Here is a 20,211-nt window from a genome sequence, read left to right as displayed (position 1 = left end):
ATGACGCAACACGCACCGCACTACGCAACGACCATAGATTCCAGGGACCGCCGGAACAAGAGTCACTTCGGTGCGCAACGGCCGCATCCGGACTGTGCCCGCGTGGGGAGATCGAGCGGGGCGGCGTACCAGTACGCTGACCTCGGATCATCGCACGGGAGGGGGCGTCACGGCACCATGGCGCAGCGGCGCTTACTCGAAGGGCTCGGTGTCACGGCGGCCGAGGAGACGGCCTACCGCGCCCTGCTGCGGCACGGCCCCGCCACGCTGAGCGAGCTGGCCACCGAGACCGGCTCGTCCGCCGCCGCCATCCGCCGCATGCTGCCCAGGCTGGAGGACCTCGGCCTCATCTCCCGCGTCGCCGGCCGCCCGCTCCGCCTCGTCGCGACGCCGCCGACCATCGCCATCGACATCCTCGTCGCGCGCCGCCAGGAGGAGCTGACCCACAGCAGGGCCGCCGCCGCGCTGCTGGCCACCGAGGTCGCCGAGCGCGGGGGGCCGCATCCCGAGGAGGTGCTCGAGGTGGTGACGGGGCGCGACGCCGTCGCCCGGCGCTACCTCCAGCTCGAACGCAACGCCACCAGGGAGCTGCTGGTGCTGGTGCATCCGCCGTACGCGGTGGACGTCAGCGACGACCAGGAGAACCTCCGCCGCGCCGCCCGCGGCGGAGCCCCCGTGACGCGCGGCATCTACAGCCCGCTCGCCTTCGAACAGCCCGGCATGCTCGACCACACCCGCCGCGCCGTCGCGGACGGCGAGCAGGCCAGGCTCGGCCCGGTGCCCGTCAAGCTCGCCGTCGCCGACGCCCGCACGGCCATCCTCCCGCTGGTCTCCGACACGGACAAAGCCGTAGAAAGCGCCCTGGTCGTCCACCCGTCGGCCCTGCTGGACGCCCTCGTTGGCCTCTTCGAGACCCTGTGGCGCGCGGCCGTCCCGCTCCGCCTCGCGACCGACGGCCTCGAACCAGAATCCTGGCCCTCACCCGCGGACACGGAGGTGTTGGCTCTGCTGGCGGCCGGCCTGAAGGACGACGCCATAGCCCGCCAGCTCGCCCTCAGCCCCCGCACGGTACAACGCCGCGTCCAGATGCTCGCCGAACGCCTCGGCGCCCGCACCCGCTTCCACGCCGGCTACCTGGCCGCCCAGCACAACCTCCTCCCCAAGGACCCGTGACCAGGATGAGTCGTCGGTGAAGGTGCCGGTCGGGCCGTCCGGGCCGAGAGTCGCCATGCGGACGGCGATCGCGGCACCCTCCTCGGCGGTACGGTCGCCGGTGAACCCGTTGCCCTCCGTCGCTGTGTGCCGTGGGCAGACGGCGTTGACGAGGATCCCGTACGGGCGCAGGTGCTTGGCGTACTGAAGGGTGACGGCGTTGACCGCGGCCTTGCTCGGCGGGTAGCCCAGCAGCGGCGGCAGGCCGGCGAGCTCTCCGTCCGGTATGGCCATGGCGGTCAGCGAGCCGCCCCGCCCTGACACGTTCACCACCCTCCCGGCCGGCGAGCGCAGCAGCAGGGGCAGCATCGCCTCGGTCACCGCGATCACGCCGAAGAAGTTCGTCTCGAACACCCGCCGGACCTCGGCCGGCACGTCCGTGCCGGCGCCCGGGATCTGCCGTTTGTCCCCGGTGATCCCGGCGTTGTTGACCAGGACGTCCAGCCGGCCGTGCCGGGTCGCGATCTCGTCGGCGGCCGCCGCGGCGGTGTCGGCCGCCGCGACGTCAAGGGCGATCCCGCGGGCATCGCCTCCGGCGGCACGCAACCGTTCGACCGCCGCCTCCCTGCGCCGTGCCTCGCGCGCGCCGACGTACACCGTCATTCCCCTGCCGGCCAGCCCCGGCCGCGATGGCCTGGCCTATGCCCTTGCTCGCACCGGTGACCAGGGCGATCGTCTTCATGTCTGTCATGGCGCCTGGCCCGAGGAACGCCGCGACCGCGCGCTCGCCGCGTTCGTCCGCACCGCCGCCGACCTCGCCGCCGACCACTGAGCCGACTCAGGACTCGCTCGTCTAGACTCCGGCGCCGCTGCCTGGACCGCGGGGTGTTCTGCTCCGTCGAGCACCTCACGACCGCGCTCCACGACTGGATCGCCGCCTGGAACGACAACCCCCGCCCGTTCATCTGGCGCAAAACCGCCGACCAGATCATCGGCCGCATCTGCCACTACTGCTCACGAATTTCCGGACCAGCTCACTATGTGATCAGGAGCCCGCCGTCCACGGGGAGGGTCACGCCGGTGATGTACGAGGAGGCGTCGCTGGACAGGAAGACGGCCGCGGTGACGAGTTCGGCGGGGTCGCCGGGCCGGCCCATGATGACGCGGGACTCCGTCATGCGTTCCAGATAGCCCGGTTTGTACTGCTCGGTCATCTCCGAGGCGAAGAAGCCGGGCTCCAGGCAGTTGACCCGGATGCCGCGCCGGCCGGTCCACTGCTGGGCCAGGTCGCGGGTGAGGCCCACGACGCCGGCCTTCGAAGCACTGTAGGCGGCCTGGGGCAGGCCGGCGGTGGTCTCGCCGAGGACGCTGCCGATGTTGACGATCGACGAGCCCGGCCGCATCACCCGCGCACACGCCTGCGCCATCCAGTAGGTGCCGTGCAGGTTGATGTCGATGACCTGGCGGAACTCCTCGGGCGTCTCGCGCAGCGCGGGCACGGCGGTGCCGACCCCTGCGTTGTTGATGAGCACGTCGACCGCGCCCATGCCTTCGACGGCGGCGGCCACCAGCGCGTCGCAGTCGTCCGGCTTGGAGACGTCGGTCGGGACGGCCAGGCACCGGCGGCCGGTCTCCTCGACCAGCCGCCGGGTCTCGGCGAGACGATCGGCGCGGCGCGCGGCGATCACCACGTCGGCGCCGGCCTCCGCGAGGCCGCGGGCGAAGGCGACGCCGAGGCCCGCGGACGCGCCCGTGACGATCGCCACCTTGCCGTCGAGCCGGAACCGCTCCAGCACCACCGACCGCCCTCCGCCCGTTCCTGAGCCCTGTGCAGAGCCCGATGTGAAGCCCGGGGCTTAGAGCCCGTATTCCTTGACGATGCGCTCGTGCCGCTCGACCTCGACGTCGATCTCGCGCGCCAGGTCGAGCCAGGCCAGCGGGTGCACCCAGCGCTCGGTGGCGTCGTCGAGCAGCGCGTCGACCTCGGCGGCCGAGACGTCGGGCGGCACCGCGACCCAGCCGAAGACACCGGGCAGCGACTCGCCGGTGGAGGGGTGGGTGATGGTGTAGTTTTCGTCGCTGTAGACCCACATCGGCCAGCCGCGCTCGGCCATGACCTCGGTGAACTCCGCCCAGTCCTCCTCGCTCGGCGCGGCGCCGTCGAAGAAGTAGCTGGTGTAGCCGCCGGGCCGCAGGATGCGCACCGCGGCGAAGGGCGGCACGAAGTTCTGCTGCTCCTGGGGGTCTTCGGGCACCGGCTCAAGCAGCTGCGGGTCGAAGACGACGAGGTCGCCGGCGTTGTAGTCCATGCCGCGCGGCTGCGGCAGGGCGAGCCTGGCGGTGGCCGGGCCGGTGCGGATGGACAGCACCTGGCGCTGGCCGCCGTCGGGCGCGGGCAGGATGAGCCTGATGAGGCCCATCTCCTCCTCGATCGGCCCCTCGGCGGACTTGATCGGCATGCCGATCTTGGCCGCGCCCTTGCGCACGGTCTCCCAGTCCTCGGCCGAGGTGGCCATGACGATCATGCGCCAGGTGTCTTCCTCGGTGAGCTCGTCGAGCACCTCGAGCAGCACCTGGGCGCCTCTGGCGTTCTGGTCGATCTGCTGGGCGGCACCGGACAGCAGGCGGCGGGCGTCGATGCCGGCCCCCGCCGCGATGGCGTGCTCGCCCGTCTCGACCGCCTCGGTCCAGCGCTCGCGGGCGCTGTGGAGGCGGGTGAGCGCGAGGTATTGGGCCGCGTGGGGCAGCATGGCGGCCATCTGCTCGAGCCGCTCGTCCTGGCGGGCCTCGATGAGCAGCGTGGTGAGGTAGGCGACGTCGTCACCGTCGGCGGTGGCGATCTCGCCGGTGTCGACCAGCTTCTTCCAGTAGATGTCGGCGCCGGTGGCGGGGTAGCCGAGGAAGCCCAGCGTGGTGGTGTGACGGCGGGTGGCCTCGAGGTCGTCGCCGGACAGCGGGGCCAGCCAGCCCACCCACTTTTCGGGGTCGGCGTTGAAGCCGTCGGCGGCGTCGAACAGCCCGACGCGCTCCTCCAGCGGGCCGGGAGCGGCCGGCTCTTGCGTGCCGTCGGCGGCGGCGCGCAGCGCGGCGATGCGCTCGGCGAGGTCGCCGCTCTCGCGCAGCTCGGCGGTGCCGGACTCGGCGAGGTCGGCGAGCAGCCTGGCCTGCCACACGCCCTGCCGGCCGAGTGCCAGGTCGCCGGCGACCAGCGCCAGCTCGACGCGGGCGTGGTAGCCGCCCATCATGCCGAAGTAGTCGATCCACTGGCGCACGACGCGGCCGAGCTGCCAGGTGTTGGTGATCTGGGCGGAGCCGGCGAGCTTGCTGACCGCCTGGGTCCACTCGACCCACACGCGCGGGTGGTCGCCCACGACGTCGAGGTCGGGCAGCGCGTCGACGGACTCGGCGATGCGGCCGAGCGTGGCGAGGATGAGCGCCCTGCGCACGCCGTCGCGGTGCTCCTTGGCGACCGGGTCGTCGGGCTTGAACTCGGACGCCGCCTGCAGCGCGGTGAGCGCGTCGTCGGCGCGGCCCGCGGCCAGCAGCGCGCGGGCACTCTCGGCGCCCAGCTCCCAGCTCGCCTCGCGGCCCGCCGTGCGCAGCCGCTCGACGGCGGACTCTGCGTAGGTGACGGCCTCGCCCGCCTTGCCGGCGTCGATGAGGGCTGCGACGTATTGCGTCGTGAGGCCGGAGAAGGCCGGGTTTTCCGGGCTCATGCCCTCGAGGAAGGCGCCCACGGTCTCAAGCCGCTCGGTGGCGTGGCCGGGGCCGTCGGCGTTGGCCCACGCGATGGCCATCGCCTCGGCCGCCGCCGGAGTCGCCGGGCACTCGCGCACGTCTTCGCGCTGAGCGAACGCCAGCAGCTGCTTGGCGTCGTCGACCGCGACCGCGCCCTGGGCGCGGTCGCCGATGCGGCCGATCAGGTGCCAGTAGCGGGCGTAGAACTCGAGCCAGGGCAGCTCCAGAGCCTCCGCCTGCTGCGCGATGGCCGGAGCCATGACGTCGAGCTGCGGGTATCGGCCCTCGTAAGCCTGTGCGGGGAGGTCTCCCAGCGCCATGGCGAGGCCAACGTTGCCCGCCTCGGAAAGCTGCTGCTGGGTTTCGCCGACCCAGGCCCAGATGTCCACGTCCATGGGCAGTCAGTCTGCCAGGTCAACGAGCGTCCCCAAAACGCAGAAGCTCGATCAGCTCGTCCGATTCGGCGTCGGTGAGGACCGAGAACACCTCAGCCATGAGGTCGTCGGTGTTCTCCTCCACGGCCGCGCGGCGCTTCACGACCTCCGGGCCCGGCTTCTCGTACGGCTCGGGCCAGGTGAAGAAGCGCGCGATGTCCTCGCCCGACGAGCGTCCCAGCGGCAGCGCGTCGTGCTCGGCGGCCAGCGTCGCCTCCAGGGGGTGCAGCCCGGCCGCGATCACGGCGTTGGCGTGCAGGCCGCCGCGCAGCTCGCGTACGACGTGCATGAGCTGGACGGCCCGCGCGGGCGGGTCGTCGGGCAGGGGCACGGCGCGCCAGCCCGCGAACAGCGGCGCCCCCACGGGCGAGGCCTGGTCGACGACCGGCTCGAGCAGCTCGGCGATCCTGGCGCAGCCGTCGTGGCCGCCGAGCTTGCGCCGCCCCCACTCCTGGCAGGCGGCGGCGTACAGCTCGACGGCGCGGTCCGCGGCCAGCTTGCGTCCGCCGTTCCAGCTCGCCTCGACGTGCTCGGGCGGGAAGAAGACGGCGACCGACGTGACGACGTCGGCCGCGCACTCGCCGAGCACGCCGCAGCGGCCGCGGAAGTACGCCTCGCGCGGGCCGAGCCCGTACTCGTCGCAGATGGCCTTGACCTCGCGCGAGATCATCCATCCGCCGCCGAACTGCCCGATGGGCGTCTTGACCCGGGCCGCCGTGGTGCGTGGGTGCGCCATGTCCACCTCTCAGTTCAGGAAGTAGACCCAGCATCCCCTAGCAGAACATCATTCTGCAATAGTCAGTTCGCCGCTAGCGATGATCACCGCCGGTCCCGACAAGTAGCTGGTGTCCTCGTCGAGGATCACCGTCAGCGTGCCGCCCAGCACCTCGATCGTCCACGTGCCCGTGGTGTCGCCGGTCAGCGCCGCCGCCGCGACCGCCGTGGCCACCGCCCCCGTGCCGCAGGCCCTGGTCTCGCCGGAGCCGCGCTCGTAGACGCGCATCACCGCCCGGCTCGTGCCCACCGGGTTGAACAGCTCGATGTTGACCCCGGCGGGGAAGACGCCCGTGTCGAAACCGGGCTGGTGGTTGAGGTCGAGCTGCACGACCGGGTCGCCGATCGAGCAGGCCAGGTGCGGGTTGCCCATGTCGACGTGGAGGCCGGTGTACTCCTGGCCGCCCACCGACGCCGTGCTCTCGCCGTGGACGGAGGGCTTGCCCATGTCCACCGTGATGTCGCCGTTCGGCTCGACGCGCACCCTGCGTACGCCGCCCCTCGTCGCCACGCCGAACTCCGTGCCGTGCACGAGCCCGGCGTCCACCAGGTAGCGGGCGAACACCCGCACGCCGTTGCCGCACATCTCAGCCATGCTGCCGTCAGAGTTGCGATAGTCCATGAACCACTCGGCGGCGGCCGCCTGGTCCGCCACCTCCGGGCTCTGCTTCGTGGGCGCCACGCGGAGCACGCCGTCGGCGCCGATGCCGGCCCTCCTGTCACAGATCTTCGCGACGAGCGAAGCCGACAGATCGACCTCACCGCCGGGATCAGGCAGGATGACGAAATCATTCTCGGTGCCGTGCCCCTTGAGAAAGCGCATCTTAGGAGTTTATTCGTACGGGTGTCCGGCTATGAGGGCGAGGGATCGCTCAAGCAGGTCCGGGGCGTCGTACGGCAGCCACCGCACGCGCGGATCGCGGCGGAACCATGACTCCTGCCGGCGGGCGAAGCGCCTGGTCAGCCTGACCGTCTCGGCCTTCGCCTGCTCCTCGCTCCACTCCCCTTCGAGAAACTTGACGACCTGGGCGTAACCCAGCGCCCTGCTCGCCGTGCGGCCCTCGGCCAGGCCCTGGCCCAGCAGCGTGCGCACCTCGTCGACCAGCCCGGCCGACCACATGCGCTCGACCCGCAGCTCGATCCGCTCGTCGAGCACCGGCCGCGGCACCTCGATGCCGATCTGCACGCTCGGATAGACCGCGTCGTACGACGGCATGGTCGCCGAGAACGGCCGGCCGGACAGCTCGATCACCTCCAGCGCCCGCACGATGCGGCGGCCGTTGGTCGGCAGGATCGCGGCGGCGGCGGCCGGGTCCTGCTCGCGCAGCCGCTCGTAGAGCGGCGCAGGGCCGCGCTCGGCAAGCTCCGCCTCCAGCCTGGCCCTGATCTCCGGCTCGGTGCCGGGGAACTCCAGGTCGTCGATGGCCGCCCGCACATAGAGGCCGCTGCCACCGACCAGCACGGGCACCTCGACGGCGTCGAAGACGGCCCTGGCCAGCTTCTGGTACTCGGCCACACTGGCGGTGACCGTGACGTCCCAGATGTCCAGCAGGTGGTGGGGCACCCCGCGGCGCTCGGCCGGGGTGAGCTTGGCCGTGCCGATGTCCATGCCGCGGTAGAGCTGCATGGAGTCGGCGTTGACGCACTCACCCCCCAGCCGGAGGGCGAGGTCGACGGCGAGATCGGACTTTCCTGCCGCCGTGGGACCCACGACGGCGATCACTGGCTGCTGGCGCACGGCGACAAGTCTGCTAGAGATCCAGCAGGGTCGGCTGCAGGTAGCCCTCGTGGGTCAGCAGCCACCGCTTGGTCTCGACGCCCTCGCCGCCGCTGAACCCGCCCAGCCCGTTGCCCGCCGCCACCACCCTGTGGCAGGGGATCACGATCGGGATCGGGTTGGAGCCCATGATCGAGCCGATGCCTCTCGCGGGCACGCTGGAGCCCGCGAGCGCGGCCAGCTCGCCGTAGGTGACGGCGGCGCCGTACGGGACCTTGTGCAGCGCCTGGAGGACCCGCAGCCGCGAGCCCGACATCAGCCGCCAGTCGATCGGCGTCCCGAACGTCTTCAGCTCGCCCGCGAAATAGGCCTTCAGCTCGGCGACGGCGGAGGCCGTACGATCCGGGTCATGGACTTCAGCCAGATCGAGCCGGCCTGCCACCCTGGCGCGGGACCCCCAGCCCGACGCCACGAGGCCGTTCTCGGTCAGGGCCAGGGCGAACGTGCCCACCGGCGTGGGCACCTCGGCGATGGCGACCGTCTCCTCGCTAGGGGTCATCGTGTCCTCACGTGAGCTCGTGGTGCTGGGGACGTCCAGCGCGGTTCCTACCCGACACCGTAACCACAACGGCTACCTCCTGCGCTGGGACGGCCAGGGCTTCCTGTTCGACCCGGGAGAGGGCACGCAGCGCCAGATGACGTACGCGGGCGTGAGCGCCAACGACGTCCACTGGATCTGCCTGACCCACTTCCACGGCGACCACTGCCTCGGCGTGCCGGGCATCGTGCAGCGGATCGCCCGCGACAAAGTACGCCATCCCGTCCGCGCCGTCTTCCCCGCCTCCGGCGAGACGTACTGGCGCAGGCTCCGCCACGCCGCCGCCTTCGCCGACACCGCGGTCATCTCCGAGCATCCCGTCTCCGGCGACCAGGCCTCGGTCGGGCCGGTCATCGCACGCCGGCTGTCCCATCCCGTCGAGTCGTACGGCTACCGCGTCCAGGAGCCCCTCGGCCGCCGCATGCTGCCGGAGAAGCTGGCCGCCCACGGCATCCGCGGGCCGGAGGTGGGCGAGCTGCAGCGCACCGGTTCCGTACGCGGGGTCACGCTCGCCGAGTGCAGCGAGCCGAAACCGGGTCAGAGCGTGGCGTTCGTGATGGACACCCGGCTCTGCGACTCCGTCTTCGAGCTGGCCAACGGGGTCGACCTGCTGGTCATCGAGGCCACGTTCCTGTCATCGGAGGCGGCGCTGGCCAAGGAGTACGGGCACCTGACGGCGCTGGAGGCGGGGCTCGTGGCGGCCGACGCGGGGGTGCGGCGGCTGGTCCTCACCCACTTCTCCGAACGGTACGGCTTCGACGACGAGCCGGCGTTCGTCGAGGAGGTGCGCAGGCACTTCGACGGCGAGGTGGTGCCGGCCCGCGACCTGATGCGCGTCCCCGTCCCCAGACGCCGCCCCACCGCCTCCCAGGTCCGTCCAGGTCAGGCGAGCCAGGATCCGGCGAAATAGCCGACGCCGTAGGGGGCGGTGGCCATGAGCAGCCGGCCCCCATACGCGAGCGCGCCCGCCGCCCCGGCCAGCACCTGGAGCGCGGCCCTGCCGCTCACCCACAGCCGGTCGGCCAGGGCGGGGTCGAGGGCGGCCAGCGGCGCGGGGTCTCCGGTGGCGATGGCGCCGGCGATCCGGTCGTTGAGCGGGCCCGCCGCCTCGTCGTACCGGCCTGGCGCGCGGGGGCTCAGGCACGCCGAGCCGTCGGCCATGACGAGCAGCGCCACCCGGTCGCCGCCACCGGCCAGCTTCTCCCCCAGCGCCAGGCACTCCGCCGGCCCTGCGTCGAACGCCACCGACCGCAGGGCGTCCGGCGTGCGGTCGCCGAGCAGCAGCCGGGCGACGGTCAGCGACAGCGGCAGCACCGGCTCGCCGCCGCCCGGGGTCACCAGGTCCACGCCCCAGGGGCGCAGGGTGCCCGCGGCGGCGCCGTCGTAGGAGGCCGTGATCTCGGCCCCGCCCACCACGATCAGCGTGTCAGGACGGGCCTCGGCCAGCCCGGCGATGGCGGCGTGGCAGGCGGAGCGGAGGTCGGGCATATCGAGCACGACCAGCGGGGTTGGCGGGCAGACGGCCGCGGCGACAAGCACGCCCGCAAGAGTACTCAGTACGGGCCACGGCTCTCGGCGACGGCTTCCACCGGCCCTTCGCGTACGTACTCAGTACGGGTGGCGGCCCTCGGCGACCGCCGCCAGCAGCCCCTTCGTGTACGCCTGGGTCGCCTGGTGCAGCCCGCTGCCGAAGCTCACCCTCGCCACGCCCAGCTCGCTCAGCCGCCCGAGCGGCGGCACCCCGGGGGCGGACAGCACGTTGACCGGCCCGCCCAGCTCGCTCACCAGCGCCCTGATCTCGTCCTCACCGGCGGCGCCGATCGGGTACACGCAGTCGGCACCCGCCTCCAGGTACCGCCGGCCCCGGCGCACGGCCTCCTCGCGTGACGGCCGCCCGGTGAGGTAGACGTCCACCCTGGCGTTGATCACCAGCCCGGGGCCCGCCGCCGCCCGCACCTCGGCGAGGAACTCCGCCTGCTCCCCCGGATCGACCAGCTCACCGCTGTCCGGCAGGGAGTCCTCCAGGTTGCAGCCCACGGCTCCGGTGGCGAGCAGCCGTTCGGCCAGCTCGGCGGGCTTGAGCCGGTAGCCGCGCTCGAAGTCGGCCGTCACGGGGACGTCCACGGCCGCCGCCACCCTGGCCACGGCGGCCAGCATCTCCGCGGCGGGCGTCCGCTCGCCGTCCTCGTAGCCGAGTGTGCGGGCCACGGCGGCGCTGCTGGTGGCCACCGCGGGGAACCCCGCCTCTCGTACGGCCCGCGCGGAGGCGGCGTCCCAGACGTTGGGCAACACCAGCGGGCGCCCGGGCACGTGCAGCGCCCGCAGCTCGGACGCTCTGTCAGTCATCATGCGCCGACCCTAGGCACCCGCCCATCGGGAGCCGAAGGTCCAGTACGCCCCAGAACCGCCGAGCCACTTCCCCAGCAGGCCGGCGGGAAGCCCTGGGGAGGGTCAGCAGCCGCTCTTCGAGCACTGGCCCGCGACCGTGCCCGCGGGGCCGTCGGCCGGGCTGTCGGAGGTGCCGCCGTTGCCCGAGGACTGCGGGGACTTCGCGGGGGACGAGACCGGCTTCTTGCCGTTGGTCGTCTTCTCCCCGGAGTCGCCGCGCGCGGCGTTGACGCCCTTCGAGCCGCTCTTGTCGGTGCCGGCCGGGTCGCCACCGCCGGTGCCCGGGTCCGCCACGTCGCCCACACCGCCGTCGTCCACGGGGGTGTCGGCGGGAGCGTCGGCGGCCTGGTCCTTGGCGCCGTCGCCGGGCTCGTCGGTGGTGACGTCGCCCATGGTCGCGTCGTCGTCGCCCTGGAGGTCGTCTCCCGCGCTCTGGGACGTCTGCGGCCCGGCGCCGCTCTGGGCGGCCTCACCGGTGTTCCCCGCCAGCAGGTAGCCGGCGCCACCGGCCGCCAGCAGCGCGACGAGCGCCGAAGCGGCGAGGATCGTCGCCTTCTTGTTGTTCTTGGTCGATCTGTTTCTCTGCGGTCTATTTCGCGGATCGAGCCGGGCGTCTCCCGGCCCGGACAGGATCTCCTGGCGATCCGCCTGGTTCGGATCTTGCATGGCGCTACAGCTCCCTGCGGTCGTATCGGGGAAAGCTCACCGGCTTCCGCGGGTGATGGACCACACTAGCCGCAACAGCCTAATGCTCGCACAACAATCACAAAGGAATCACGACTTGTCCCCCCTTAGATCCATTTCCCCAGGTGGCCGCGCCCACCTCGCGCCCATGGCCGGAGTCTTCGGGGTACTGGTCACCGCGATGCTAGGAATTTTCCTAGCATTCACCGACTCGCGGGAACCATCTTCCCAAAGACCGCAGGGATTCGATCGGGAAACCCCGCTTTCCGTAAGATCGAATTCGTCTGAATCGCCACTCTCGGCGTCGATCACACCACAAACAGCCACACCCGCAGCGAGGCGGTCGAATGGAGCGATCCACTCCTCATCGCCCCGCCCGGCGTCGATCAGGTTCGGCCCGCCGTCCCCACCCTGGATAGAACCGGTGCCGCCCTGGGACCCCGCCGCCGACCTCCTCCCGCCCTGGGACACCCCGGCCGGACGGCCACTCCCCTCGGCGGGCCCGCTGACGTCCCCGATCCCCCCGACGTACGGCAAGCCCATCCGCCCGATCCTGCCCACCCCGGAGGCACGCCCCCTCACACCACCGGGCAAGGGCGCCGGCCACCCCTGGCGAGGACGCCCGCACGGCTCACCGGCCCCTCAGGCACCACCGCAGCCCCCCACCCGGCCGGCCCCCGATCCCGCTCAGCCCGAAGGCACGCTCCCCCCTCAGCCTCCCCGTCCGGCCCCGGGACCAGGCATGCCCGACCCCTGCGCCACGTTCCACGACTTCCGCCGCGGTCCCTGCTACGACATGCTCAACCGCCTCACCCGCTGACGGCCCAGGACACGACGAAGGGCGGCACCGGAGAACCGGTACCGCCCTCGATGAAACGGATCAGTGCGCCGAGCAACCCCCCGTCGCGGCGGGCAGCGGAGCGGGACGGCCGATGGTCGGCATGCCGAGCAGCACCCCCGGCGACGGGACCCCGCCGCCCTGGCGAGCCTCCCAGGCGTCGCCGGCGCGGGTGCGCCGCACTCCGAGCACGGCCCCGTCGGCGACCAGGTGGTGCGGCGCCGCGTACGTCACCTCGACCGTCACCATGTCACCGGGCCGCGGCGTCTCGTCACCGACGGCGAAGTGCACGAGCCGGTTGTCCGCCGCGCGCCCGGACAGCCGCCTGGTGGCTTCGTCCTTGCGCCCCTCGCCCTCGGCGACCAGCACTTCGAGCGTGCGCCCGACCTGCTTCTTGTTCTCCTCCCACGAGATCTCCTCCTGCAGCGCGACCAGCCGCTCGTAGCGCTCCTGGACGACCTCCTTCGGCACCTGGCCGGGCATGGTGGCCGCCGGAGTGCCGGGGCGGATGGAGTATTGGAAGGTGAAGGCGTTGGCGAAGCGGCTCTGGCGTACGACGTCGAGGGTGGCCTGGAAGTCCTCCTCGGTCTCGCCGGGGAAGCCGACGATGATGTCGGTGGAGATGGCCGCGTCGGGCATGGCGGCGCGCACGCGCTCGATGATGCCGAGGTAGCGCTCGGCGCGGTAGGAGCGCCGCATGGCCCGCAGCACCCGGTCGGAGCCCGACTGCAGGGGCATGTGGAGCTGGTGCATCACGTTGGGCGTCTCGGCCATCGCGGCGATGACGTCGTCGGTGAAGGCGGCCGGGTGGGGCGAGGTGAAGCGCACCCGCTCAAGACCCTCGATGCCGCCGCACGAGCGCAGCAGCTTGCCGAAGGCCAGCCGGTCGCCGAACTCCACGCCGTAGGTGTTGACGTTCTGGCCCAGCAGCGTGACCTCGAGCACGCCCTGGCCGACCAGCGCCCGCACCTCGGCGAGGACGTCGCCGGGGCGGCGGTCCTTCTCCTTGCCGCGCAGCGAGGGCACGATGCAGAACGTGCAGGTGTTGTTGCAGCCGACGGAGATGGACACCCAGGCGGCGTAGGCCGACTCGCGCTTGGTGGGCAGCGTCGAGGGGAAGACCTCGAGCGACTCCTTCAGCTCGACCTGCGACTCGCCCTCGACGCGCGCCCGCTCCAGCAGCACCGGCAGCGAGCCGATGTTGTGGGTGCCGAACACGACGTCGACCCACGGCGCCCTACGGACGATCTCGCCCTGGTCCTTCTGCGCCAGGCAGCCCCCGACCGCGATCTGCATGCGGGGGTTGCCGGCCTTGGCCGGGCGGAGGTGGCCGAGGTTGCCGTAGAGGCGGTTGTCGGCGTTCTCCCGCACGGCGCACGTGTTGAACACGACCACGTCGGCCGTCTCGCCGTCGGGAGCGGGCACGTAGCCGGCCCCTTCCAGCAGACCGGACAGCCGCTCGGAGTCGTGGACGTTCATCTGGCACCCGTATGTGCGCACTTCGTATGTGCGGGCGCCCTCCTGGGTCACAGTCATGGCATGTTCAAGGGTAGTCGCAGTCCGCCTTGACAAGGGCCGTACGGTTCTAAAAGGCCAGCTTGACGGCATGATGTGATCGGATCGGTACCGCTCGGTTAGTGCACAGCGTTCTAATGCCCTCTACGTTTTACTCCATGACGGAGAACGGCGACGCCACTCCACTGGTCCAGTTGGAGAACGTCAACAAGCACTTCGGGGCGTTGCACGTCCTGAAGAACATCAACTTGACCGTCTCTCGTGGCGAGGTCCTGGTCGTCATCGGCCCATCGGGCGGCGGTAAGTCCACTTTGTGCCGCACGATGAACCGGCTGGAGACGATCAGCGACGGAAAGATCATTTTCGACGGTCAGGTCCTGCCCGAGGAGGGCAAGGGGCTGGCGCGGCTGCGTTCCGAAGTCGGCATGGTCTTCCAGTCGTTCAACTTGTTCGCGCACAAGACCATCAGGGAGAACGTCACTCTCGGCCCGGTCAAGGTGCGCGGAGTCGCCAAGGACGCCGCGAACAAGCGCGCGATGGAGTTGCTCGAACGGGTGGGCATCGCCGCGCAGGCGGACAAATATCCGGCCCAGCTTTCCGGCGGCCAGCAGCAGCGGGTCGCCATCGCCAGGGCGCTGGCCATGGACCCGAAGATGATCCTGTTCGACGAGCCGACCTCCGCCCTCGACCCCGAGATGGTGCAAGAGGTGCTCGATGTCATGGTCGGGCTGGCCCGTGACGGGATGACCATGGTGGTCGTCACGCACGAGATGGGATTCGCCCGGCGGGCGGCGAACCGGGTGGTGTTCATGGCCGACGGGCAGATCGTGGAGGAGAACACCCCCGACGAGTTCTTCACCAACGCGCAGACGGACCGGGCGCGTGACTTCCTTTCGAAGATTCTCACGCACTGACAACCAAGGCAGGGAACACATGCACATGCGTCGAATGGGAGCAGTGCTCTCGGTGCTGGCGATGGCCGCCGGCCTCGCGGCCTGCGGCGGCGAGAGCGGCGGCGGTGGCGGCGACTACGCCACCGTGGCCGACAAGATCGCCGGGGGTGGCACCATTGTGGTCGGCACCAAGTGGGACCAGCCGAGCCTGGGCCTGAAGACGGGCAGCGAGCCCGAGGGTTTCGACGTCGACGTGGCCAAGGCCGTACTGAAGGAAGTGGCCGGCGGCAAGGACGTGAAGGTCGAATGGAAGGAGTCCGCCTCCTCCAACCGTGAGCCGTTCCTGCAGAACGGCACGGTCGACATCATCTTCGCCACCTACTCCATCACCGAGGAGCGCAAGGGCAAGGTCACCTTCGGCGGCCCCTACGTCGTGGCGCACCAGGACGTGATGGTCCGCAAGGACGACACCTCCATCAACACCCCGCAGGACCTCAAGGGCAAGAAGATCTGCAAGGCCGCGGGCTCCAACTCGTACAAGCGGATCACCGACCCGCCGCCGGACGGTGAGCTCGACATCGACGCCACCACCGTCGACGCCGCCAACTACTCCGAGTGCGTGCAGAAGCTGAGCGGCAGCAACCTCGACGCGGTCACCACCGACGACCTCATCCTGGCGGGCTTCGCCAAGCAGGCCGGCGGCAACTTCAAGGTGCTCGGCCAGGGCTTCACCAACGAGAAGTACGGCGTCGGCCTGAAGAAGGGCGACACCAAGACGTGTGAGGCCGTGAACAAGGCGGTCAAGACGCTCTGGGACAACGGCACCATGAAGCAGCTGCTGGACAAGTGGTTCGGCGGCATCCAGGGCCTCAACCTCTCGACGGAGGCGCCGCCGGCCGAGGGCTGCGCCTGATCTCACCAATAGCGGCGGCCGGATGACCGGCCGCCGCTGCCTATGCGGTGGAGCACAATGGACGAACTCATCAAGTACGCCCCCGACCTCGGGCTGGGATTCCTGGAGAACGTCAAGCTCTCCCTCGTGTCCGCGGTCGCCTCCCTGATCCTCGGCACGATTCTGGTGGCGATGCGGGTCTCCCCCACCCCGGTCCTGCGTGCGGCCGGGACGATCTACGTCAACGTGGTGCGCAACACCCCGCTGACGCTGGTGCTGGCGTTCTCCGCGCTGGGCCTGAGCGACCAGCTCGGCCTGGTGTTCTCCGAGACGCCGACGACCAACTCGTTCTGGATCGTGTCGATGGGGCTGTCGGTCTACACCGCGGCCTTCGTCTGCGAGGCGCTGCGCGCCGGCGTGAACACGGTGCCGATGGGCCAGGCGGAGGCGGCCAGGGCGATCGGGCTGACGTTCATGCAGTCGCTGACGATGATCATCCTGCCTCAGGCGTTCCGCGCGGTCATCGCGCCGCTGGGCAGCGTGATGATCGCCATGATCAAGAACACCACGGTCGCGACGGCCGGTGGTTTCCTCCTCGACTCTGCGGCGGTCATGAAGATCACCTTTGACCAGACCGGCGCGTCGATCCCGATCTTCCTCGGCATCATCGTCGCGTTCATGGCACTGACCATGCCGATCGGCTTCTTCACCGGTTGGCTGTCGCGGCGGCTGGCGGTGGTCCGATGAGCACCTCCGTACTCTTCGACGCCCCAGGGCCGCGCGGGCGGCTGCGCAACCACGGGCTGACCGTGATCAGCGTCATCGCGGTGCTCGCCGTCCTGTACGGCGTCTACCGCGGCTTCGACGCCAAGGGCCAGTTCGAGGGGAAGATCTGGCAGCCGTTCCTGGAGTGGAACACCTGGCAGGTCTACATCATCCCCGGCCTGATCGGCACGCTGCGCGCGGCGGCCGTGGCGGCGGTGCTGGCGCTGGCGTTCGGCGCGATCTTCGGTCTGGCCCGGCTCTCCGACCACGCCTGGATCAGGATCCCGGCCGGCGTGGTGGTCGAGGTCTTCCGTGCGATCCCGCTGCTGCTGCTGATCTTCTTCATCTTCTACCTGGCGCCCACGCTGCTGGGCGGCGGCGACTACGCGTTCGCGGCCGTCGTGCTCGGCCTCACGCTCTACAACGGCTCGGTGCTCGCCGAGGTCGTCAGGGCGGGCGTGCACGCGGTGCCCAAGGGGCAGTCGGAGGCGGCGTACGCGGTCGGCATGCGCAAGAACCAGGTGCTGCGGCTGGTGCTGCTGCCGCAGGCCATCACGGCGATGATGCCGGCGATCGTCAGCCAGCTCGTGGTGCTGCTGAAGGACACCGCGCTCGGCTACATCATCGCCTACGTCGACCTGCTCAACACCGGCTTCAAGATCCTGCCTGCCGCGTTCTTCGGCTCGCTGATCCCGGCGGCGATCGTCATCGGCATCATCTACGTGGCGCTCAACCTGGCGCTCAGCTATCTGGCCACTTGGCTGGAGCGGCGCAGCCGGCGCAGCAAGAAGACGGCGGCGCGGCCCGTCGCGGCGCCCGGCTCCGCCGAGGTGGGCGTGGCCGCGGGTCAGGGCACCGAAGGCGGTGGCCTGGCACCCGACCGTCCCGTGGAATGACCCTGTCGACGAAGCCCCGGCGAATCCCTCGCCGGGGCTCCGTCGCTTTACCCAGAGATGTCCCACGCCGAGTTACCGCTGCGCCCTTCTGGTTAGCCGTAGACCATGCGTGGGGTGGTGCTCGCGGGAGCGGCCGTGACGCTGGGCCTGGCCGCGTGCGGCGGCGTGGGACGGCCGCCGACCGTCGTCGACAAGATCAAGGACACCGGCACGGTCGTCGTCGGCACCAAATGGGACCAGCCCGGCCTCGCCCTGCGCACCGGCAGCGGCGACCCGCAGGGCTTCGACGTGGACGTCGCCCGCTACCTCGTCCGCCACCTGTCCGGCGGCGCCAAGGTCGCCATCACCTGGCGCGAGTCGCCGTCGTCCACCCGCGAGTCGCTGCTGCAGAACGGCACCGTGGACCTGATCGTGGCGTCGTACTCGATCACCGAGTCCCGCAAGCCCAAGGTGACGTTCGGCGGGCCGTACGTGATCGTCAGCCAGGACACCATGGTCCGCGCCGGCGACACCCGCATCCGCCACGTGAGCGACCTGCGCGGCAAGCGGATCTGCCTGGCCGAGGGGTCGAACTCGTACCGGCGGATCGTGGACCCGCCGCCCGACGGCAAGCTCGACCTGCCCGCGCAGCTCGTGCCCGCCGTCAACTACTCCGCCTGCGTGCGCAAACTCGCCGACAACCTGCTCGACGCCGTCAGCACCGAGAACCTCGCCCTGGCCGGGTACGTCGAGCGCGAACCAGGCCGGTTCCGGCTGCTCAACGAGCCGATCAGCGACGAGCAGTGGGGGGTGGGGCTGAAGCAGGGCGACGCCGAGACCTGCGCGGCCGTCAACCGGGCCATCACCGCCATGTGGCGGGACGGGACGGCCGACCGGCTGCTGCGCAAATGGTTCGGCCGCTCCCACCTGACACTCCCACAAGGCCCACCCCGCTCCGCCGGCTGCCCCTGACCGCCTGTGAGGTCGTCCCCTCGCTCTGGGCCCGCGCCTCCATGCGCGCGTGCCGCGAGCTCACCTTGGGCTCCCGGTCTGGGTGATCTCGGGGAACGGGCGCTGAACTGTGAGGACCGGCCCGCACTCCCGGCGATCTTCCGGCAGGATGCGGGTATGCCTTTCTGGCCCTCCCCCATTTCGACCAGAGACGTGGCCGCTTCGGGCGTACGTCCCGGCTGGCCCACGGCCCTCGACGGCCGGGTGTGGTGGACCGAGGACCGCCCCGACGAGGGCGGGCGCACCACGATCGTGCGCCGCGACGCCGACGGCACCCGCCGTGACCTGCTGCCCGCGCCGTGGTGCGCGCGCACCCGGGTCCACGAGTACGGCGGCCGCCCCTATGCGCTGACCCCGTCGGGCGACGTCGTGTTCGCCAACCTCAAGGACCAGCGCCTCTACGTTCTGGGCGAAAACGGCGAACCGAAACCCCTCACGGAGGAGGACGGCCGCTACGCCGACCTGGTGGTGCGCGACGGCCAGGTGTGGTGCGTACGCGAGCGGCACGCCGAGGACGGCAAGGTCACCAGGGCCGTCGTCGCGATCCCGCTCGACGGCGGCGACGTGCGCGAATGGGCCACCGGGAGCGACTTCTACGCATCCCCCACCTTGTCCCCCGACGGGCGGCATCTCGCCTACATCTGCTGGAACCACCCCCGCATGCCCTGGCACGGCACCGAGCTGCGCGTCACCCGCCTCGACGACGGCGAGACCTGGACCGTGCGCGGCGGCGCCGACGAGTCCGTGCTGTCGCCCTGCTGGAAGGACGGCTCCCGGCTCTACCTCGTCTCCGACGCCTCCGGCTGGTGGAACCTCTACGAGATCGGCCTGCGCGGCGAAGGAGCGCGGGCGTTGTGCCCGGCCGACGAGGAGTTCGCGCTGCCGCCGTGGCGGCTCGGCGGCATGCCGTACGCCGTGCTCGGTGACGGCCGGCTCGCGGTCCTGCACGGGCGCGGCGACCTGCGGCTCGCCCTGCTCGACCCGGCGCACGGCACGCTCACCGACCTGGAGACGCCCTGCACCGGCTGGGACGCGGCCCTGACCGCCGACGGCTCCGCCGTGACCGGCATCGGCTACGCCGCCACGACGCCCCGCTCGGTCCTCACCGTCGACACCGCGACGGGCGCTCACACGCGGCTCACCGGCGACTCCGCCGCCCTGCCCGACCCCGCCTACCTGCCGCTGCCCCGGGCCGTGCGCGTGGGGGGCGACGTCCACGCCTACCTCTACCCGCCGCACGCCGAAGCCGCGGGCGACGGCCCGTCCCCCTACGTGATCTTCGTGCACGGTGGCCCGACCGCTCACGCCGACACCGGGCTCGACCTGGAGAAGGCGTTCCTGACCTCGCGCGGCATCGGCGTCCTCGACGTCAACTACGGCGGCTCGACCGGCTACGGCAGGGCCTACCGCGACCGGCTCAAGGGGCAGTGGGGGCTCGTCGACGTCGCCGACACGGTCGCCGCCGCCGAATGGCTGGCCGCCGAGGGCCTGGCCGACCCGCGCAAGATCGCCGTACGCGGCGGCAGCGCGGGCGGCTGGACCGTGATGGCCGCGTGCTGCCGGTCGGACGTGTTCGCGGGCGGGGTGTCGTACTACGGGGTCAGCGCGCTCGGCCCGCTCAACGCCCACACGCACGACTTCGAGTCACGGTACGTGGAGTGGCTGGTGGGCCCGGAGGACCCCGAAGTCTACGCCGGCCGCGAACCCCTCGCCCTCGTCGACGGCGTCACCTGCCCCATGCTGCTCCTCCAGGGCCTCGACGACCCCGTCGTGCCGCCCCAGCAGTCGACGGCCTTCGCCGACGCCCTGTCCGAGCGCGGGGTGCCGTGCACGTACCTCGCGTTCGAGGGCGAGTCGCACGGCTTCCGCCGCACCGAGACCCGCGTCGCCGCGCTCGCCGCCGAGCTGGCCTTCTACCAGCAGCTCTTCGCCTGAGG

The 20,211-nt window shown here is 71.4% G+C and carries 18 protein-coding genes and 1 pseudogene; 8 read left to right on the top strand and 11 right to left on the bottom strand.

Annotated features, from left to right (window positions below):
* The first annotated feature begins 177 nt into the window (after positions 1 to 177).
* Positions 178 to 1,173 (top strand): helix-turn-helix domain-containing protein, encoded by a 996-nt coding sequence (locus AB0K12_RS10260; RefSeq protein WP_364557892.1) that lies wholly within the window; start codon positions 178 to 180, stop codon positions 1,171 to 1,173.
* 156 nt (positions 1,174 to 1,329) lie between these two features.
* Here AB0K12_RS10260 and AB0K12_RS10255 read toward each other — a convergent pair.
* The 7 genes and pseudogenes from AB0K12_RS10255 to AB0K12_RS10225 form a co-directional block, all read right to left on the bottom strand.
* Positions 1,330 to 1,815, bottom strand: a pseudogene (locus AB0K12_RS10255) (SDR family NAD(P)-dependent oxidoreductase); the annotation flags it as partial.
* A gap of 374 nt (positions 1,816 to 2,189) precedes the next feature.
* The gene (locus AB0K12_RS10250; protein ID WP_364557889.1) at positions 2,190 to 2,951 is read right to left on the bottom strand and encodes an SDR family oxidoreductase; all 762 of its coding nucleotides are present in this window, start codon (positions 2,949 to 2,951) and stop codon (positions 2,190 to 2,192) included.
* 57 nt (positions 2,952 to 3,008) lie between these two features.
* Positions 3,009 to 5,285 carry a tetratricopeptide repeat protein gene (locus AB0K12_RS10245; protein ID WP_364557886.1) on the bottom strand — a complete coding sequence of 759 codons (2,277 nt, stop codon included), beginning with the start codon at positions 5,283 to 5,285 and terminating at the stop codon, positions 3,009 to 3,011.
* 19 nt (positions 5,286 to 5,304) lie between these two features.
* Positions 5,305 to 6,060: a hypothetical protein gene (locus AB0K12_RS10240; protein WP_364557883.1), complete on the bottom strand. Its 756-nt coding sequence runs from the start codon at positions 6,058 to 6,060 to the stop codon at positions 5,305 to 5,307.
* A 48-nt stretch (positions 6,061 to 6,108) separates the two neighbouring features.
* Positions 6,109 to 6,921 carry a diaminopimelate epimerase gene (dapF, locus tag AB0K12_RS10235; RefSeq protein WP_364557880.1) on the bottom strand — a complete coding sequence of 271 codons (813 nt, stop codon included), beginning with the start codon at positions 6,919 to 6,921 and terminating at the stop codon, positions 6,109 to 6,111.
* A gap of 9 nt (positions 6,922 to 6,930) precedes the next feature.
* Complete coding sequence (miaA, locus tag AB0K12_RS10230; RefSeq protein ID WP_364557877.1) at positions 6,931 to 7,836, bottom strand: tRNA (adenosine(37)-N6)-dimethylallyltransferase MiaA; 906 nt, start codon at positions 7,834 to 7,836, stop codon at positions 6,931 to 6,933.
* 13 nt (positions 7,837 to 7,849) lie between these two features.
* Positions 7,850 to 8,374 carry a methylated-DNA--[protein]-cysteine S-methyltransferase gene (locus AB0K12_RS10225; RefSeq protein ID WP_364557874.1) on the bottom strand — a complete coding sequence of 175 codons (525 nt, stop codon included), beginning with the start codon at positions 8,372 to 8,374 and terminating at the stop codon, positions 7,850 to 7,852.
* A gap of 1 nt (position 8,375) precedes the next feature.
* Between AB0K12_RS10225 and AB0K12_RS10220 the strand changes: the two genes are divergently transcribed.
* Positions 8,376 to 9,323: a ribonuclease Z gene (locus tag AB0K12_RS10220; protein ID WP_364557871.1), complete on the top strand. Its 948-nt coding sequence runs from the start codon at positions 8,376 to 8,378 to the stop codon at positions 9,321 to 9,323.
* Here AB0K12_RS10220 and AB0K12_RS10215 read toward each other — a convergent pair.
* The 4 genes from AB0K12_RS10215 to miaB form a co-directional block, all read right to left on the bottom strand.
* On the bottom strand, positions 9,296 to 9,952 hold the full coding sequence (locus tag AB0K12_RS10215; RefSeq protein WP_364557867.1) for a hypothetical protein: 657 nt from the start codon (positions 9,950 to 9,952) through the stop codon (positions 9,296 to 9,298). The two genes, AB0K12_RS10220 and AB0K12_RS10215, sit on opposite strands and share 28 nt — an antisense overlap.
* Before the next feature lie 69 nt (positions 9,953 to 10,021).
* A complete protein-coding gene (locus AB0K12_RS10210; protein ID WP_364557865.1) occupies positions 10,022 to 10,762 on the bottom strand; it encodes an isocitrate lyase/phosphoenolpyruvate mutase family protein in 741 nt (246 codons plus the stop codon).
* A gap of 102 nt (positions 10,763 to 10,864) precedes the next feature.
* Positions 10,865 to 11,467, bottom strand: coding sequence for a hypothetical protein (locus AB0K12_RS10205; protein ID WP_364557863.1), 603 nt, complete (start codon positions 11,465 to 11,467; stop codon positions 10,865 to 10,867).
* Between the two features lie 898 nt (positions 11,468 to 12,365).
* Positions 12,366 to 13,859, bottom strand: a complete 1,494-nt coding sequence (gene miaB / locus AB0K12_RS10200) for a tRNA (N6-isopentenyl adenosine(37)-C2)-methylthiotransferase MiaB (protein ID WP_364557861.1) — start codon at positions 13,857 to 13,859, stop codon at positions 12,366 to 12,368.
* A 137-nt stretch (positions 13,860 to 13,996) separates the two neighbouring features.
* On the opposite strand from miaB, the gene AB0K12_RS10195 reads away from it, so the two are divergent.
* From AB0K12_RS10195 to AB0K12_RS10170, 6 genes are all read left to right on the top strand, one after another.
* Positions 13,997 to 14,752: an amino acid ABC transporter ATP-binding protein gene (locus AB0K12_RS10195; RefSeq protein ID WP_355431948.1), complete on the top strand. Its 756-nt coding sequence runs from the start codon at positions 13,997 to 13,999 to the stop codon at positions 14,750 to 14,752.
* A 34-nt stretch (positions 14,753 to 14,786) separates the two neighbouring features.
* Positions 14,787 to 15,644, top strand: a complete 858-nt coding sequence (locus AB0K12_RS10190) for a glutamate ABC transporter substrate-binding protein (RefSeq protein ID WP_364557857.1) — start codon at positions 14,787 to 14,789, stop codon at positions 15,642 to 15,644.
* A gap of 57 nt (positions 15,645 to 15,701) precedes the next feature.
* A complete protein-coding gene (locus AB0K12_RS10185; protein ID WP_355431942.1) occupies positions 15,702 to 16,370 on the top strand; it encodes an amino acid ABC transporter permease in 669 nt (222 codons plus the stop codon).
* On the top strand, positions 16,367 to 17,284 hold the full coding sequence (locus AB0K12_RS10180) for an amino acid ABC transporter permease (RefSeq protein ID WP_364557854.1): 918 nt from the start codon (positions 16,367 to 16,369) through the stop codon (positions 17,282 to 17,284). The genes AB0K12_RS10185 and AB0K12_RS10180 overlap by 4 nt, the downstream gene beginning before the upstream one ends.
* Before the next feature lie 105 nt (positions 17,285 to 17,389).
* Positions 17,390 to 18,235: a glutamate ABC transporter substrate-binding protein gene (locus tag AB0K12_RS10175; RefSeq protein ID WP_364557851.1), complete on the top strand. Its 846-nt coding sequence runs from the start codon at positions 17,390 to 17,392 to the stop codon at positions 18,233 to 18,235.
* A gap of 156 nt (positions 18,236 to 18,391) precedes the next feature.
* Positions 18,392 to 20,209, top strand: coding sequence for a prolyl oligopeptidase family serine peptidase (locus AB0K12_RS10170; protein WP_364557849.1), 1,818 nt, complete (start codon positions 18,392 to 18,394; stop codon positions 20,207 to 20,209).
* The last annotated feature ends 2 nt before the right edge of the window (positions 20,210 to 20,211 follow it).

The organism is Nonomuraea sp. NPDC049419 (assembly GCF_040676995.1).
In the GTDB taxonomy this organism is placed as follows: Bacteria; Actinomycetota; Actinomycetes; order Streptosporangiales; family Streptosporangiaceae; genus Nonomuraea; species Nonomuraea salmonea.
Note: the sequence above shows the minus strand (reverse complement) of the source record. Positions and strands in the feature narration are given on the sequence as shown.

Excerpts from the sequence above, each read along its gene's own strand:
- AB0K12_RS10205 (WP_364557863.1), bottom strand. The coding sequence starts at position 11,467 with ATGCAAGATCCGAACCAGGCGGATCGCCAGGAGATCCTGTCCGGGCCG.
- miaB (WP_364557861.1), bottom strand. The coding sequence starts at position 13,859 with ATGACTGTGACCCAGGAGGGCGCCCGCACATACGAAGTGCGCACATAC.
- AB0K12_RS10170 (WP_364557849.1), top strand. The coding sequence starts at position 18,392 with ATGCCTTTCTGGCCCTCCCCCATTTCGACCAGAGACGTGGCCGCTTCG.
- AB0K12_RS10260 (WP_364557892.1), top strand. The coding sequence starts at position 178 with ATGGCGCAGCGGCGCTTACTCGAAGGGCTCGGTGTCACGGCGGCCGAG.
- AB0K12_RS10190 (WP_364557857.1), top strand. The coding sequence starts at position 14,787 with ATGGGAGCAGTGCTCTCGGTGCTGGCGATGGCCGCCGGCCTCGCGGCC.
- AB0K12_RS10195 (WP_355431948.1), top strand. The coding sequence starts at position 13,997 with ATGACGGAGAACGGCGACGCCACTCCACTGGTCCAGTTGGAGAACGTC.
- AB0K12_RS10245 (WP_364557886.1), bottom strand. The coding sequence starts at position 5,285 with ATGGACGTGGACATCTGGGCCTGGGTCGGCGAAACCCAGCAGCAGCTT.
- AB0K12_RS10240 (WP_364557883.1), bottom strand. The coding sequence starts at position 6,060 with ATGGCGCACCCACGCACCACGGCGGCCCGGGTCAAGACGCCCATCGGG.
- AB0K12_RS10175 (WP_364557851.1), top strand. The coding sequence starts at position 17,390 with ATGCGTGGGGTGGTGCTCGCGGGAGCGGCCGTGACGCTGGGCCTGGCC.
- AB0K12_RS10210 (WP_364557865.1), bottom strand. The coding sequence starts at position 10,762 with ATGATGACTGACAGAGCGTCCGAGCTGCGGGCGCTGCACGTGCCCGGG.
- dapF (WP_364557880.1), bottom strand. The coding sequence starts at position 6,921 with ATGCGCTTTCTCAAGGGGCACGGCACCGAGAATGATTTCGTCATCCTG.
- AB0K12_RS10225 (WP_364557874.1), bottom strand. The coding sequence starts at position 8,374 with ATGACCCCTAGCGAGGAGACGGTCGCCATCGCCGAGGTGCCCACGCCG.
- AB0K12_RS10180 (WP_364557854.1), top strand. The coding sequence starts at position 16,367 with ATGAGCACCTCCGTACTCTTCGACGCCCCAGGGCCGCGCGGGCGGCTG.
- AB0K12_RS10185 (WP_355431942.1), top strand. The coding sequence starts at position 15,702 with ATGGACGAACTCATCAAGTACGCCCCCGACCTCGGGCTGGGATTCCTG.